At 65.2% G+C, this 14,486-nt stretch carries 14 protein-coding genes; 8 read left to right on the top strand and 6 right to left on the bottom strand.

What is annotated here, in order from left to right:
- The first annotated feature begins 177 nt into the window (after nucleotides 1–177).
- Entirely contained in the window at nucleotides 178–906 is a 729-nt protein-coding gene (locus tag AB7008_RS38290) for a hypothetical protein (RefSeq protein ID WP_441260467.1), read from the top strand.
- Between the two features lie 35 nt (nucleotides 907–941).
- Here AB7008_RS38290 and AB7008_RS38285 read toward each other — a convergent pair whose 3' ends face one another.
- Both AB7008_RS38285 and AB7008_RS38280 read right to left on the bottom strand, forming a co-directional pair.
- Complete coding sequence (locus AB7008_RS38285; RefSeq protein ID WP_441260466.1) at nucleotides 942–2,120, bottom strand: cytochrome P450; 1,179 nt, start codon at nucleotides 2,118–2,120, stop codon at nucleotides 942–944.
- A gap of 19 nt (nucleotides 2,121–2,139) precedes the next feature.
- Nucleotides 2,140–3,348 carry an ABC transporter substrate-binding protein gene (locus tag AB7008_RS38280; RefSeq protein ID WP_441260465.1) on the bottom strand — a complete coding sequence of 403 codons (1,209 nt, stop codon included), beginning with the start codon at nucleotides 3,346–3,348 and terminating at the stop codon, nucleotides 2,140–2,142.
- A 109-nt stretch (nucleotides 3,349–3,457) separates the two neighbouring features.
- On the opposite strand from AB7008_RS38280, the gene AB7008_RS38275 reads away from it, so the two are divergent.
- The gene (locus tag AB7008_RS38275) at nucleotides 3,458–3,937 is read left to right on the top strand and encodes a MarR family winged helix-turn-helix transcriptional regulator (RefSeq protein WP_441260464.1); all 480 of its coding nucleotides are present in this window, start codon (nucleotides 3,458–3,460) and stop codon (nucleotides 3,935–3,937) included.
- Nucleotides 3,938–3,947: 10 nt separating this feature from the next.
- On the opposite strand, the gene AB7008_RS38270 is transcribed toward AB7008_RS38275, so the two are convergent.
- A complete protein-coding gene (locus AB7008_RS38270; RefSeq protein WP_441260463.1) occupies nucleotides 3,948–4,625 on the bottom strand; it encodes a TetR/AcrR family transcriptional regulator in 678 nt (225 codons plus the stop codon).
- Between the two features lie 171 nt (nucleotides 4,626–4,796).
- Between AB7008_RS38270 and AB7008_RS38265 the strand changes: the two genes are divergently transcribed.
- The 3 genes from AB7008_RS38265 (at nucleotide 4,797) to AB7008_RS38255 (ending at nucleotide 7,502) form a co-directional block, all read left to right on the top strand.
- The gene (locus AB7008_RS38265; protein WP_441261275.1) at nucleotides 4,797–5,660 is read left to right on the top strand and encodes a DUF3313 domain-containing protein; all 864 of its coding nucleotides are present in this window, start codon (nucleotides 4,797–4,799) and stop codon (nucleotides 5,658–5,660) included.
- Nucleotides 5,661–5,776: 116 nt separating this feature from the next.
- Nucleotides 5,777–5,977 carry a hypothetical protein gene (locus AB7008_RS38260; protein WP_259221849.1) on the top strand — a complete coding sequence of 67 codons (201 nt, stop codon included), beginning with the start codon at nucleotides 5,777–5,779 and terminating at the stop codon, nucleotides 5,975–5,977.
- Between the two features lie 577 nt (nucleotides 5,978–6,554).
- Nucleotides 6,555–7,502, top strand: a complete 948-nt coding sequence (locus tag AB7008_RS38255) for a LysM peptidoglycan-binding domain-containing protein (protein ID WP_441260462.1) — start codon at nucleotides 6,555–6,557, stop codon at nucleotides 7,500–7,502.
- Between the two features lie 178 nt (nucleotides 7,503–7,680).
- On the opposite strand, the gene AB7008_RS38250 is transcribed toward AB7008_RS38255, so the two are convergent.
- Nucleotides 7,681–8,754: a tartrate dehydrogenase gene (locus tag AB7008_RS38250; protein WP_014492991.1), complete on the bottom strand. Its 1,074-nt coding sequence runs from the start codon at nucleotides 8,752–8,754 to the stop codon at nucleotides 7,681–7,683.
- A 21-nt stretch (nucleotides 8,755–8,775) separates the two neighbouring features.
- The gene (locus AB7008_RS38245; RefSeq protein WP_441260461.1) at nucleotides 8,776–10,074 is read right to left on the bottom strand and encodes an MFS transporter; all 1,299 of its coding nucleotides are present in this window, start codon (nucleotides 10,072–10,074) and stop codon (nucleotides 8,776–8,778) included.
- A gap of 322 nt (nucleotides 10,075–10,396) precedes the next feature.
- On the opposite strand from AB7008_RS38245, the gene AB7008_RS38240 reads away from it, so the two are divergent.
- Entirely contained in the window at nucleotides 10,397–11,314 is a 918-nt protein-coding gene (locus AB7008_RS38240; RefSeq protein WP_441260460.1) for a LysR substrate-binding domain-containing protein, read from the top strand.
- 38 nt (nucleotides 11,315–11,352) lie between these two features.
- A complete protein-coding gene (locus tag AB7008_RS38235; RefSeq protein ID WP_441260459.1) occupies nucleotides 11,353–12,177 on the top strand; it encodes an aspartate dehydrogenase in 825 nt (274 codons plus the stop codon).
- Nucleotides 12,178–12,180: 3 nt separating this feature from the next.
- Here the strand turns inward: AB7008_RS38235 and AB7008_RS38230 are convergent, their stop codons facing one another.
- Nucleotides 12,181–13,485, bottom strand: coding sequence for a PQQ-dependent sugar dehydrogenase (locus tag AB7008_RS38230; protein WP_028156403.1), 1,305 nt, complete (start codon nucleotides 13,483–13,485; stop codon nucleotides 12,181–12,183).
- 493 nt (nucleotides 13,486–13,978) lie between these two features.
- On the opposite strand from AB7008_RS38230, the gene AB7008_RS38225 reads away from it, so the two are divergent.
- A complete protein-coding gene (locus tag AB7008_RS38225) occupies nucleotides 13,979–14,413 on the top strand; it encodes a hypothetical protein (RefSeq protein ID WP_441260458.1) in 435 nt (144 codons plus the stop codon).
- Nucleotides 14,414–14,486: the final 73 nt, after the last annotated feature.

The following is a 14,486-nucleotide window of genomic DNA, read 5'->3' as shown; positions in this document are numbered from 1 at the left end:
GGGGAAAAATGGTCTCAAAACAGGCCCTTCGGTGGCAGGTTCCGGGTAAGTGTTGCGCGATGGTCACGGGCTGTGGCTAAGATTGCCACTCACGCGCCTCTTTGTTGCGTCTGCGAGCGGGCCGTGGCTACGATTCCGGCCGATCGCAAAGCGTATTGTCCCCAGGGAAACATCGAGATGAGACCGAACGGCCGTCACACCGCCGGCGCCAGCCAGTTGCCCGCCCTCCGTGTGTGGGCGATCTGCCTGCTCCTGCTGTCAGCTGTTGCCATCAGCCCGACCACCGCCAGGGCGGCGCCGAGCCAGTCCCCGGCCGCGACCACCCATGTCTACCTGCTCCGCGGCGTGCTCAACATCTTCTCGCTCGGGCTCGACACGATCGGCGCCCGGCTCCAGGCGCAAGGCATGCAGGTGACGGTTGCGAATTTCGTGTCCTGGTCCTCGCTCGCCGATGAAGCCGCGGCCGATTACCGGGCCGGCCGAGTCAAGACCATCGTCCTGGTCGGCCATTCCTCCGGTGCGACCGCGCTGCCGGACATGATCGCCAAGCTCAACCAGCTCGGCGTTCCCGTGAAGCTCGCGATCGGCCTCGATTCCGTGTTCAAGACCAGGCTGTCGACCGGCGCCGAGCGCTACATCAACATCTTTATCGGCGACGGCCCCGGCGAACCCGTGCGGGCCGCGTCTGGCCTGCGCGGCAAGCTCGACAATGTCGACGTCCGCGGCACCGGTGTCGGCCACATCTCGATCGACAAGAGCGAGGCGATCCAGCGCCGCGTCATCGCCGAGATCGACGCCGCCATCATGCGCTCGCGCGCCCCGGCAAGTCCGGTCGCCGAACCCGGCGCACCCAGGGCCCCGCGGCAGGCACGCTCGGCGGCCGCATCGGCTCCGGCCAGGAACTGAGGGCGCGTCGCGCCCGCAGCACCGCGTGATGCCGCCTAAGCGGCGGTTACGCGGACCGGCATGCTCTCCAGCCCACGCAGGGAATTGTTGAGCCTGCGCCTGGGCTCTGCCGTGAGTTCGATGGTCTTCACGCGCCTTGCAAGCTCGCCAAAGATCAATTCGCCTTCCAGGCGTGCGATCATCTGGCCGACACAGGCGTGAATGCCGGCGCCGAAGCCGACATGCCCGGTCGCGCTCCGTTCGACCTCGAAGCGGTCCGCGTTGTCCCAGCGCGCGGGATCGCGGTTGGCGGAGGCCATAAACAGCAGCACCTTGCGGTGCGCGGGAATCACGCCGGCACTCGTCTCGACCTCGCGCGAGGTGGTGCGAAAGAACGTCTGCACCGGTGAGTCGTAGCGCAGGCCTTCCTCGAACGCGTTGCGCGCCAGCTCCGGCTTGTGGTGCAGCTTGCGATATTCATCCGGATGCGTGGCGAGTGCCAGCAGGGTGTTCCCGATGCCGTTGACGGTCGTGTCGATCCCGGCGGTGAGGAACGGCCGCACCAGGTGCGTTGCTTCGTGCTCGGTGATCTCGCCGTCGTCGGCGGCCTGGTAGATCATCATGCCGAGCCCGTCGGGCTGCAACGCGTCCCGGGCGCAGCATTCCATGATCCAGCTCTGAGCGGCGAGGCCCGCCTTGCGCGATGCGGCCAGCATTTCGTTCTCCGGGCCAAAGCTGTCGAACACGAACGTGCTCCAGGCCAGCAGCTTCTCGCGGCCATCCGGCCGGATGCCGATCGCATCCGGAAACACTTTCATGGGATAGGCTTCCGCAAGATCGGCCACGGCATCGAAGGTGCCTTTGTCGATCAGCTCCGAGACCTTCCTCTCCGCCTCCTGCTGAAACGTCTCGCGCAGCTTCCTTGCGACGCCTGGGGACAAGGTGCGGCCGAGGACGCGGCGGCCCTTGTCGTGGTCGGGCGGATCGATCTGGAGCGACAGCGGTTTCGGCAGGGCAGGATTCATCCCGTGAAGCCCGACACCCTCGCCGCTGATGAAGGTCTTCCAGTCCTTCAGCGCCGCCTCGACCCCGGCATAGCCCGCCATGGCCCACACGTCGTAACGCGCGAGCCTGAACACGGGCCCCAGCGCACGCAAGGTTTCGTAGGCAGGATACGGATCGATCAGGAAATCAGGCGCAAACGGGTCGGCCTGGCTGCACGCGATGCCGGTCATCGTGAACTCCTGATGCCGCTTATTGACTGGAGAGCGGACACTTGCCTTCGCTCTCCGAGCGGAATGCGTCCTCGCCCTTGATCGTGGCGACGACCTTCAGCAGGTCCCAGGCCGAACTCGACTCCTCGGGCGCCTTGACCTGGAGCAGATAGAGCGGGTGGATCTTGCGTCCGTCCTTGCGGATGTAGCCCTTGCCGAACAGCGGATCGTCGGTCGGGATCTCCTTCATCGCTGCGACGACGGCCTTGCCGTCCTTGGCGCCGCCGACCTTGTCGACCGCCTTGAGATAGTGAATGACCGAGGCATAGACGCCGGCCTGCATGTCGTTGGGATAGGCCTTCGACGGAATGCGTTCTGCGAAGCGCTTCGCAAAAGCCCGCGTGCCGTCGTTCAGATCCCAGTAGAACGGGTTCATGATCTGCGCGCCCTGCGCAAACTTCAGTCCGAGTGAGGGAAGGCCGTTCATCCCCAGGATCAATCCGACCAGCTTGTGGTCCTTGGTCAGCCCGAACTCGGCGGCCTGCTTCATCGAGGTGATGGTATCGTCGCCGGCATTGGCGAAGCCGACGACGTTCGCGCCCGAAGCCTGGGCCTGGAGCAGGAAGGAGGCGTAGTCGGCTGTTCCCAGCGGATGCCGCACGCTGCCGAGCACCTCGCCGCCGGACGCTTTCACGGCCTCCGCGGCCTGCTTCTCAAGGTCATGACCGAACGCGTAGTCGGCGGTGATGAAGAACCACTTCTTGCCGCCCTGCTGCACGATCGCCTTGCCGAGGCCACGCCCGTAGGCATAGGTGTCGTAGGTCCAGTGCACGGTGTTCGGCGTGCATTTCTCGCCGGTCAGCAGCACCGTGCCGGCTCCCGATCCGACGAAGACCTTGTTCTTCTCGGCGCTCATGCCGGCGACAGCGAGCGCGATCGACGAGTTGGGGATATCGAAGATCGCGTCGACGCCGTCATTCTCGTACCAGCGCCTGGCGATGCCGATCCCGATGTCGGTCTTGTTCTGATGGTCGGCGGCGACGACCTCGACCGGCTTGCCGGCGGCCTTGCCGCCATAATCCTCGACCGCCATTTTTGCGGCGACGACCGAGCCGATCCCCTGATAGCTCGCGAACGGACCGGATTGGTCGTTCAGGATGCCGATCTTCACGGCATCCTGAGCATAGCCCGGCGCGGCAACCAGCATTGAGGCCAAAATGCACAATTTGTGCAGGAATTTGCTGTTCATTGGTCCCTCCCATATGCGGTCTTGGTGCCGCTAAATAATAGTTATATTTTATAGCTATTTTTGAGAGTGTCAATTCGGCTGAGCCGGTGGCCGCCGCGGATTGAGGATCATGAGGTCGAAAACAGTAAGACCCGGGTTGAAACCCGACCAGCAGCCGGAGAAATCGCTGGACCTGCGCGCGCTCCGGCGGACGCCCGGCTTCATGCTGCGCCTCGCGCAATTGAAGTTCTTCGAAGGCTTTTACGAGGAGTTCGCCGCGTTGGGCCTGACGCCGGCGACCTATGCGATCTTCGCCGTCATTCGTGACAATCCCGGCGTGCCGCCGAGCAGCCTCGCCAGCCTGCTTCGGTTGCGCCTGCCGAACCTGATCAAGATCCTGAACGAGCTCGAATCGTCCGGCTTCATCAAGCGCAACCGCTCGAAGGCGGACCGCCGCGCCGTCGAGCTGATGCTGACGCCGAAGGGCGCAAAGCTGATTGCCGAGGGGGCAAGGCTGACCGAGCCCTACAACGAAAAGATGCTGGCCCCGCTCAGCGCGGCCGAGCAGCGCACGCTGCTGGAATTGCTGAACCGGCTCCTGCCGCTCTAGGGGGCGGGCTCTATCGCTTCCTGACCAGCTTCAGGGGACGACCGGTCTTCTGAATGCGGGGCTTGATCGCAGCGCTCTGTGCGTCGGGCGGGTTCAGGAAGCGGACGAGCATCGTTCTCAGATGCTCTACGCTCTGCTTGATATCCAGCTTCGGATTGCGGATCGGCATGGCGCGGGATCCGTCGACGAGGGCGATCAGGATGTTTGCCGTCGCGTCCGGATCGAGTCCTGGATCCACCCGTCCCCGGTCTTGCGCCTGGCGCAGGAAATCGCTCCACATGCGGCGGACCGCCCTAGTGTGGCGTTCGATGATCTCGGCGAATTCCGGATTGCGCGCGGCCTCCGCGAGGCCGTCCAGATTGAGGATCTGAGCGGGACGAAATCGCAGGCTGGTTTCCTCGATATCGACGAGCAGCGCCTCGATCACGTCGGGGGCAGCCAGAATTTTTTCGAACTTTTCGGCCGACCGCGCGAGACCGAGGTCGATCATCGCCTCGATGATCGCCACCTTGCTCGGAAAGTAGTGATAGAGGTGCCCCGGACTGATGCCGGCTTCGGTGCAGATGTCTGTCGTGCTGGCGCCGCGGAAGCCGTCCCTGATGAAGCAGCGGATCGCCGCGCCGAGGATTTCCCCGCGCTTCTGCTCGTGCTTGACGGGGTCGACTTTCCTCAAACCGGACATCTCCATTCACACTTGCCCCGTTTAGCACGACGGTCCGCCACGAGAAAATCGAAATTAGAGAGTTCCATCTATTTATGTTGACGGATGTTGCGAGGCGTGACAGTGATTATTAGAGCGATCTCTCTAATAAGCTGCCGCTGCGGGAATGGGACCATGCGCTTTCCACGGACGGCCCTGATGGGAGCCGCGCTTGCGCTCGGAGGGTGTGCGACCGCGCCGCTCGAACAGGCCGGCTCGCTCAGGAGCTACGACCGGATGTCGGAGGCGAACGGGCTGGTGACGCGATCGAAAATCCGCGTGAACAAGCAGGATGTGCTGGCGGCGAAGACGATCCGGATCGCATCGACCGTCTTTCCCGCGCGCACCGATGTCGTGTTGACCGAAAAGGAACGTCGCCTGGTTGCGAACGCCATCAGTCGCGAGCTGTGTCTCCGCTTGAGCGAGCGCTTCCGTGTCGTCTCATCCGACGACGACGCCGATCTCACGGTGCAGGCGACGGTGACGCATGCCGCGCCGACCAGCCCGACCGCCTCCGGCGCATCGAAAGCCCTGTCGATTGCCAAGACCGTTGCGCTTCCCGGCGTGCCCGTACCGGTGCCGAGGCTTCCGGTCGGGCTCGGCAGCCTGTCGGTCGAGGCGGAAGCGCGCGATTTTGCAGGATTTCAGAAGGCGGCCATGGTCTGGGCGCGCGGCGCCAACTCGATCACCAACTCTCCGCGGGTCGCCAATGAGGGCGATGCCTACGATCTCGCCGCCGATTTCGGCACGGACTTCGCAAAACTGGTTACGACCGGAGAATCGCCGTTCGGCGGCATCCCCGCGCTGCCGCCGATGGACAGCATTCCCGTGCGCCTCGGCGGTGCGCCCAAATATGTTGCCTGTGAAGCGTTCGGACGGTTTCCCGGCATCACCGGCTTCGCGGGGCAGGGGCTCGGCCTGCCGCCGGCCTGGACCGATTCCGGCGCCAAGGAGAGCCCGGCCAGCAATCCGGTCCCGCCGCCTGTGCCCGGAGCGAATTCAGAGCAGGCGCTGACACAATGATGCGGCCGCGCGCCCCGCAACATCCGAGCCCGAAATATTGGTAGCCGATCAGAGTTGATGACATGCTGACATCCGGAATAACTCGCCCTTCCCAACGCGCTTTGCGCGAAAGCGCAGTGCGCGACGATGCGCGCCCGAGCAGCGTTCCCCTGTTCACGGCTGATGAGGCGTGGAGCCGGACGAACGCAGATCGGCGTGCAGTCGACGAGAGGGATGACCAGGACTCGATGCTCGAGCCCGGCTTCTGGATGACGGCCCTGGTCGCGTTCCTGCCCACGGTCGCCGGCTGCCTCTATCTCGTCCTGACCCAGGGATGAGGCGCGCACCGAGCGCGGCACCGGGGACAGGCGATGCATTCACGATATGAGTTGGCGTGCGGCCAGCGAAGGTCCGTCTTCGGCCGCCGCAGATCTCTGGCGGCCTTGTCCGCTGTCTTGACGCTTTTGCTGGCGGGATGCGCGTCGAGCGGGAATTTGCCTCCGGTCTATCACCCACCGCGTCCGCCTGGTGCCAAGGCGGTGCAGGAGGGCGTCAGGAAGGCAGCCGCCGAAGTCAAGCTGAGCGGGGGGCTCGAGACATCCGCCGTCCGTCCCAGCGACCACGGGCCGGGGTCGTATTTCGTCTGCCTGAGGCAGCGAGGCGGTGACAGACACCCGGCCTATTCGGTCTTTTTCGACGATGACGCCTACAAGGGAATCCAGAGCTCGGTGATCCTCGACGCCTGCGAAGCCCAGTCATGGGTTCCGTTCAGCTGATACCGGGGATGCAAGGGGGCAGAATGAGAACCTCGACCGACGGTCACGGGCCCGGTTCCGTGCCCCAAAATCCACCCAATCGGTGGTCACTAAGCCCGCGGAGGGGGGCTTTGCCTTCCATGGTGGGACTGCTGGACTGATGATCGATCTGAGGCGGCTAGTCGTGCTGGCAGCGGTTGCGCTGTTCGCCCTAGGCACCGGCATGGCCGTTGCCTCACCTGCGAAGCCGAAGCGGCCCGCGGTCGCGACCGCTGCGCCGCCGCCTCCTGCCCCGCCCGCCGAACCGCTGCCGCCGCCAAAAATCTACCTGTTCCGTGGCGCCATGGGGCCGATCTTCTCGACCGGCATGGACCGGCTTGGCGAAAAGCTGACGAAGGCCGGCTTCTCGGCCGACGTCTATGAATTCACCATCTGCCGATGGGTCGGCGATCGTGCCATCTCCAGCTACAAGGAAAGCCCGGCGCCGATCGTGCTGATCGGCCATTCCATGGGCGGGCTGTGCTCGGTCGTGATCTCCGAGATGGCGGCCAAGGAGAACATCCCGATCAGCCTCGTCATCGCCATCGATTCCGCGCATGCGACCGGCGACGTGCCGCTCAATGTCGAGCGCTTCATCAACATTTTCATGTCCGACAGCGTGCTCGGCGGCGGCGACGTCGTGGCCGTGCCCGGCTATCGCGGCCATTATGCGAGCTATGACCTCAAGGAGAACTCGCGTGTCACGCACATCAACATCGAGAAGTCTGACGACATCCATCGCCAGATCATCGAGATGGTGACGCAGTTGCCGCGCATCCCCGCGCAAAGCCAGGCCGATGCCGTGCCGCTGCGCTATCTCGTGCCGGCGAACACGCCGGTCGAATTGTGGGATAGCGGCGTGCGGGTGCCGGTGCGCGCGGGCGACACCATGGAGAGCATCGCTGCCGCCCGCCGCGTGCCGCTGTGGACGCTGGCCCAAAGCAATTCGCTGGCGGAGAACGCGACCCTCACCCCCGGCCAGTCCATCATCGTCCCGCGCCATCTGACGCCGCCGGAGCCTTTGGCCGCGATGGCGGCGCCGGCGCCTCCGTCGCAAGGGCGGAAGTAGGGCTCTTCGCCTCTCCCCGCGTGCGGGGAGAGGCCGGATCGCATCGCAGATGCGATCCGGGTGAGGGGGACTCTCCGCGAATCTAACTGTCACCGTCTTTGCTGAGGCAGCCCCTCATCCCTCTCCCCGTAAGAACGGGGCGAGGGAGCGCACTTGCGTTCGCGGCGCTAGCTTGGGCTCACACGTTCGTCCCGTGGATCGCGTCGATCACGGCGTCCGTGACTTCCTTCGTCGTCGCCTTGCCGCCGACGTCGGGCGTCAGCACGCCGGCGGCGCAGACGCGCTCGACCGCCGACATCAGCCGTATTGCCGCGTCCTTCTCGCCGAGATGCTCGAGCATCTGGGCACCGGTCCAGAAGGTCGCGACCGGGTTGGCGATGCCCTTGCCGGTGATGTCGAACGCCGAGCCGTGGATCGGCTCGAACATCGAGGGGAAGCGGCGCTGCGGGTCGATGTTGCCGGTCGGCGCCACCCCGAGGCTGCCGGCGAGTGCGCCAGCAAGATCAGAGAGGATGTCGGCGTGGAGGTTGGTCGCGACGATCGTGTCGAGGCTCTTCGGATGCAGCGTCATGCGCACCGTCATGGCGTCGACCAGCATCTTGTCCCAGGTCACATCGGGGAATTCGGTCGCGACTTCGGCTGCGATCTCGTCCCACATCACCATGCCATGGCGCTGCGCGTTCGACTTGGTCACGACCGTCAGGAATTTGCGCGGCCGCGACTGCGCAAGCTGAAAGGCGTAGCGCATGATGCGGGTGACGCCGACGCGGGTGAACACCGCGACCTCGGTGCCGACCTCTTCCGGCAGGCCCTTGTGGGCACGGCCGCCCATGCCGGCATATTCGCCTTCCGAGTTCTCGCGCACGATCACCCAGTCGAGATCGCCGACGCCGACATTGCGCAGCGGCGAGGCGACGCCGGGCAGGATCTTGGTCGGCCGCACATTGGCGTATTGGTCAAAGCCCTGGCAGATCGGCAGGCGCAGGCCCCACAGCGTGATGTGATCGGGCACGTCGGGCGCACCGACCGCGCCGAAATAGATCGCGTCGAACTTCTTCAGTTCGGCAAGGCCCTCGGCCGGCATCATCACGCCGTGCTTCTTGTAATAGTCCGAGCCCCAGTCGAACGTCTTGACGTTGAAGGCGAGGTCGCCGCTGCGTTTTGCCAGCGCCTCCAGCACGCGGACGCCGGCCGAGATGACCTCGGGGCCGATCCCGTCGGCCGGAATTGCTGCGATCGAATGAGTGCGCATGAAGATGCTCCGTTTGAGATGTCAGTGGGATTGCGGGACGGGTTCGACGGGCGCGGTCTGCGCGCGCGACAATAGCAGGGTCAGGATCGCCGAGAGAACGAGCAGGCCGCTGACGAAATAGAGGCCGCCGACAAAACTGCCGGTCTGGTCCTTGATCCAGCCGATCATGGCCGGACCGACGAAGCCGCCGAGATTGCCGATCGAGTTGATGGTGGCGATCCCTGCCGCGGCCGCGGGGCCGGACAGGAACAGCGTCGGCATGCTCCACAGCGGCGGTTTTGCGGAAGAGATGCCGATATTCACGAGAGCGAGCGCGACCAGCACGGCGACGACGCCGGCCGCAAGACCGGCATAGGCAAGGCCCGCAGCCGCAATCAGGCAGGCCCATACGACGTGCCAGGTACGCTCGCCGGTGCGGTCCGAGTGCCGCGCCCACAGGATCATTGCGACGACGGCGGCGGTTGCAGGCAGGGCGTTGAGGAAGCCGACCTGAAGCGAGGAGAGGCCGAACTGCTTGATGATCTGCGGCGCCCAGACGCCGAGCGTGTAGAGGCCGGCCGAGGTGCCGAAATAGATCAGCGACAGCGCCAGCACCCGCGGGTCCGCAAGCCCGCGCCAGATGCTGTGGCTCGCGGTCGCGGCCTTGCTCGTGGTCTCAGCGTTCATGGTCTCGACCAGCCAGCGCCGCTCGTCCTCCGCAAGCCATTTCGCCTTCTCGGGGCGATCGGTCAGGAAACCAAGCACGACGAAGCCGAGCACCACGGCCGGCAGCGCCTCCAGCACGAACAGCCATTGCCAGCCCTTGAAGCCGAGATGGCCGTCCATCTCCAGCAACGCGCCCGATATCGGCGAGCCCAGCACGGTCGAGAGTGGCGCGGCCGCCATGAACAGCGCGGTCACCGCGGCACGCTGGCGCGCCGGGAACCAGTAGGAGAGGTAGAGGATGATGCCGGGAAAGAAGCCGGCTTCGGCGACGCCAAGCAGGAAGCGCAGCACGTAGAAGCTGGTCGTGCCCTGCACGAACGCCATCGCCGCCGACACGAGGCCCCAGGTGATCATCACCCGCGCAATCCAGATCCGCGCGCCGACCTTGTGCAGGATGATGTTGGATGGCACCTCAAACAGGAAATAGCCCCAGAAGAAGATGCCGGCGCCGAAGCCGTAGACCACGGGCGACAGGCCGATGTCCTTGTTCATGGTCAGCGAGGCAAAGCCGATATTGACGCGGTCGATGAAGGCCACGAAGTACAGCAGCATGATGAAGGGAACGATGCGCCAGGTGATCTTGCGCAGCACGCGCGTCTGAATTTCGCTCGCCACCCTGGCCTCCTCGAGTTCCCGTTTGTTGTTGGTGAGGCGGACCGCTGGAGGTCCACGCCGGCAACGAGCCTAGGCGCGGGAAGGAGGCATACTCAATTGGCGCTGGTTTATACAAAAAAATGATATAATCCTCGCTGGAAGGCCGCCACGGCGTCATGGCCGGGCTTGTCCCGGCCATCCACGCCTTTCCTGGCGGCACAAAGAACGTGGATGCCCGGGCGTAGGCGAGCGGAAGCGACGCCGTCCTTCGGACGGCTATGCCCGGGCATGACGACTTCGCGTAAATCTTCAAGCGCGATCGGGCGAGACCAGAGGACCTTGGATGGAATTGCATCAGTTGCGATGCTTCGTGGCGGCGGCCGAGCAACTGCATTTCGGCCATGCGGCGCAGCAGCTCCAGATGCTGCCCTCCGCGCTCGGCCGGCAGATCAGGCTGTTGGAAGAAGATCTGGGAACGCGGCTGTTCGCACGGACCACGCGCGCGGTGTCGCTGACGGAAGACGGCACGACGCTGCTGCGCGATGCCCGCGCCATCCTCGCCAAGGTCGAGGCGGTCGAGAGCAATCTGCGCAACCGCTCGCGTGCCGGCGCCGCGCGGCGGCTGCGGGTCGGCGCCGTCGACAGCGCCGCGGCGGGATTGTTGCCGCCGCTCTTGCGCGATTTCCGCGACAAGCATCCCGAGATCGCGGTGCAGCTGCTCGAAGACAAGACCGTCCGGCTGCTGCCGAAGATTCTGACCGGCGCGCTGGATCTCGCCTTCGTCCGCCCGCCCGACAGTGCGGACAAGCGGCTCGAATTCCGCGATCTGCTCCAAGAGACCGCGATCGTGGCGTTTCCGCAGCGGCATGCGCTCGCCGAGCGCAAGTCGATCACGCTGGCGCAGATCGCCGACGAGGCGATGCTGGTGCCGGACCGCCGCTCGCGGCCGCATAGCCATGACCTCACGATCAAGCTGTTCGAGCAGGCCGGGCTGACGCCGCGCATCGTGCAGGTCGCCGACGAGAAGCAGACCATCATCCATCTGGTGGCAACGAAGCTCGGCGTTGCGATCGTGCCGCGCTGGACCACGCGGATGGCGGTGACGGGCGTGCGCTTCGTGCCGCTGCGGCCGAAGCAGAGCGGCCCCATCGGCCGGCTGCCGCTTGCCGCCGCATGGCTGCGCGGTTCGCGCGACCCGGCTCGCGATGCCATGCTGGCGGTGCTGGAGGCGCGCCTGCGCAGCTATGCGCGGGAGGCGTGAGCGGCTATGACATTGGCCTGGCGATAAGGTGGGATGCGATGACTGGACAGAAAGCTTCGAACGAATTGCGGGTTGCCATCGCAGGCCTGGGCTCGATCGGCACCAAGATCGCGTCGGCGCTCGATCAGGGTATCGAGGGCTTGACCCTGTCGGCCGTCGCGGTGCGCAATCCCGCCAAGCATCAGGCCTTTATCGGCGGTCTGCGCCGTCCGCCGCAAATCGTGCCGATCGAGCAGCTCGGCGAAGTCGCCGACATCGTGGTCGAATGCGCACCTAGCAGCCAGTTGCGCGCGATCGTCGAGCCCGCGGTGAAACGCGGCAAGGCCGCGGTCGTCGTCAGCGTCGGCGGGCTGCTCGACAATTTCGATCTCGTCGATCTCGCCCGCACCAATGGCGGCCGCATCATCGTGCCGACCGGCGCGCTGATCGGGCTCGATGCCGTCAACGCCGCCGCAATCGGCAACATTCATTCGGTGAAGATGGTGACGCGCAAGCCGATCGACGGCTTGAAGGGCGCGCCCTTCATCGTCGAAAACAACATCGATATCGACAATCTGCGCGAGCCGCTCAAGCTGTTCGAGGGCACCGCGCGCGAGGCTGCAAAGGGCTTTCCGGCCAATCTCAACGTCGCGGTCGCGCTGTCGCTCGCGGGCGTCGGGCCCGACCGCACCTCCGTGCAGATCTGGGCCGACCCGACCGTGACGCGCAATGTTCACCGCATCGAGGTCGAGGCAGATTCGGCGCGCTTCTCGATGTCGATCGAGAACATCCCATCGGAGAATCCCAAGACGGGCCTGATCACGGCGCTGTCCGTGATCGCGCTGCTGCGCAAGCAGCGCGCCACGCTTTGTGTCGGAACGTGACCTCTACGCGCCCGTGACGCGCCAGATCACGTTGCCGACGTCGTCGGCCATCAGCAGCGACTTCTTGTCGGGTCCGATCACGACGCCAACCGGACGGCCGTAGGATTCCTTCTCGTCCGGGGACAGGAAGCCCGACAGGATGTCGCGGCCGGGGCCGGAGGGCTTGCCGTTCTCGAACGGGATGAACACCAGTTTGTAGCCCGAGAGCGTGCTGCGATTCCACGAGCCGTGCTGGCCGATCACCATGCCGTCGGGGAAGCCGGGCAGGGTGCCCGCCGGCATCCAGCACAGGCCGAGCGAGGCGGTGTGGCCGCCGAGCGCGTAGTCCGGTTGAAGTGCCTTGGCGACCATCGCGGGATCCTGCGGCACGCGGTCGTCCACCGTCTTGCCCCAGTAGCAATAGGGCCAGCCGTAGAAGCCGCCGTCGCGCACCGAGGTGAGATAGTCCGGCGGCGTCTCGTCGCCGAGACCGTCGCGCTCGTTGACGACGGTCCAGAGCACGTTCGTATTGGGCTCCCAGGCAAGACCAACAGGATTGCGCAGGCCCGCACCAAAAATGCGATGCGTGCCGGCGGCGAGGTCGAGCTCATAGACCGCGGCGCGGCCTTCCTCGACCTCCATGCCCATCTCGGCGATGTTGCTGAGCGAGCCGACGCCGGCATAGAGCTTCTTGCCGTCGGGGCTTGCGAGCAGGCTGCGCGTCCAGTGGCCGCTCGGCTTGAACGTCGTGAGCCGCTTGCCCGGCGCGGTGATGCGGTCGGCATTGGCGACATAGGGGAACGCCATCACGCCGTCGGTGTTGCCGACATAGAAGGTGTCGCCGACCAGCGCCATGCCGAACGGCTGGCTCAGATTCTCCATGAACGCGCCGCGATGCTCCGCGACGCCGTCGCCATTCTTGTCGCGCAGCAGCGTGATGCGGTTGGCGCTGACGCCGAGCGCCGCGGCGCGCCGCATCGTCGCCTGCATCGCATAGTGAAACACCGACCTCGGCGCGCCCGCGATCTGCGTCGCCTCCGCGATCAGCACGTCGCCATTCGGCAGCACCTCGATCCAGCGCGGATGGTCGAGCCCGGTCGCGAACGCATTGACCTTGAGTCCGGGGGCGACCGTCGGCTTCTGGCCCTCGCTCCAGCCCCTGGCCGTCGGCATCTTCAAGGTCGGCAGCGCCCCCTGCGGCTTCGCTTCGGGAATCGCCGGCGCCTGGCCCCAGGCCGGCGCGGGCGCGGTGCCCGACAGCCGCCGCCATTGCAGCGCGGCACCGCCGATCAGCGCGACGAACTGCGCGAAGATGCTGGAAAAGGTCATGGAAATCCCCTGTTGAACGTACGGCACAGTCCAACGACGGATCGGCCAAAGCCCCGCACGGGCTCAGACCTTATCGTCGACCTCTCCAGATCCACGATGGGATGTCGTCGTGCCTTTTTGCGCGCGCATCCAACTGGGTAGCGGCAAAAAGGTCAACCGTTGCGGAACTCGACCGACCCCTATTCCAGGGGAATGGCAGCCGACCAAATTTGCATGGAGAGGGAAGGTCAGCGGCCGATCTGTCGGTCCAGCCGCTGGCGCGAGCCTCTTGGCGCGAGCCTCTGCTCCAATGCTAGGCACGCCCAAAGAACTGACTGATTTTCGGTGCCATTGCCCTCCGCGCGCCGTCACGACATCTCCAGGCATGCAACTGCTTAACCATCCGTTAACCACAGCTGTTCATGATACTGCTCGTGTATGTGTGTTCGCGACGAGCTTGAACTGCATGGCGCAGCGTGGTTCCAGAGCGCCAGTTGGAGGGGATGAGGGCATCTTGAGCTTTCCCTCACCGCTGGCACCAGACAAGGGAGCAACAGCTCTCGATCTGGTATATCAAGCGGCCGATGTCTTCCGCGATATGGAGAAGCATGCCCGCGAGACCGAAGCCCGTGCCCAATCGCTTTGCACGAGCGCCTTGGAAAGATTGCGGCTGGCCGAAGGGCGAGCGGAGGCCGCCGAGCGGGCACAGCGTGAACTCACCGTCACCATCGAACGTAAGCTGCAAGATGCTTGCCGAGCGCTGGAGCAAGCCCAGTGCTGCATTGAAGCTCAGAAGGATAAGTTGACGGCCGTAGAGCTTCGCGCCGAGGTTGCGGAAGCCGAAGCGCGACAAGCCAAGGAAGCGCTCGCGCTCGTTGAAGAGGCCATTCGCAAGCGTCTGCTTTGCACAAATCCGCATGCCGATGGCAGGTTGGCAGCGGTTGCCTGATCAATTGCGACTGCAATGGCTTGCTGGGGGCTACCGCGTGGACCGGCGCGGTACGGGCGAATTACCCCTGCTG

The organism is Bradyrhizobium sp. 521_C7_N1_3, from assembly GCF_052075975.1.
Classification (GTDB): Bacteria; Pseudomonadota; Alphaproteobacteria; order Rhizobiales; family Xanthobacteraceae; genus Bradyrhizobium; species Bradyrhizobium japonicum.
This window is presented reverse-complemented; position numbering and strand designations above follow the sequence as displayed.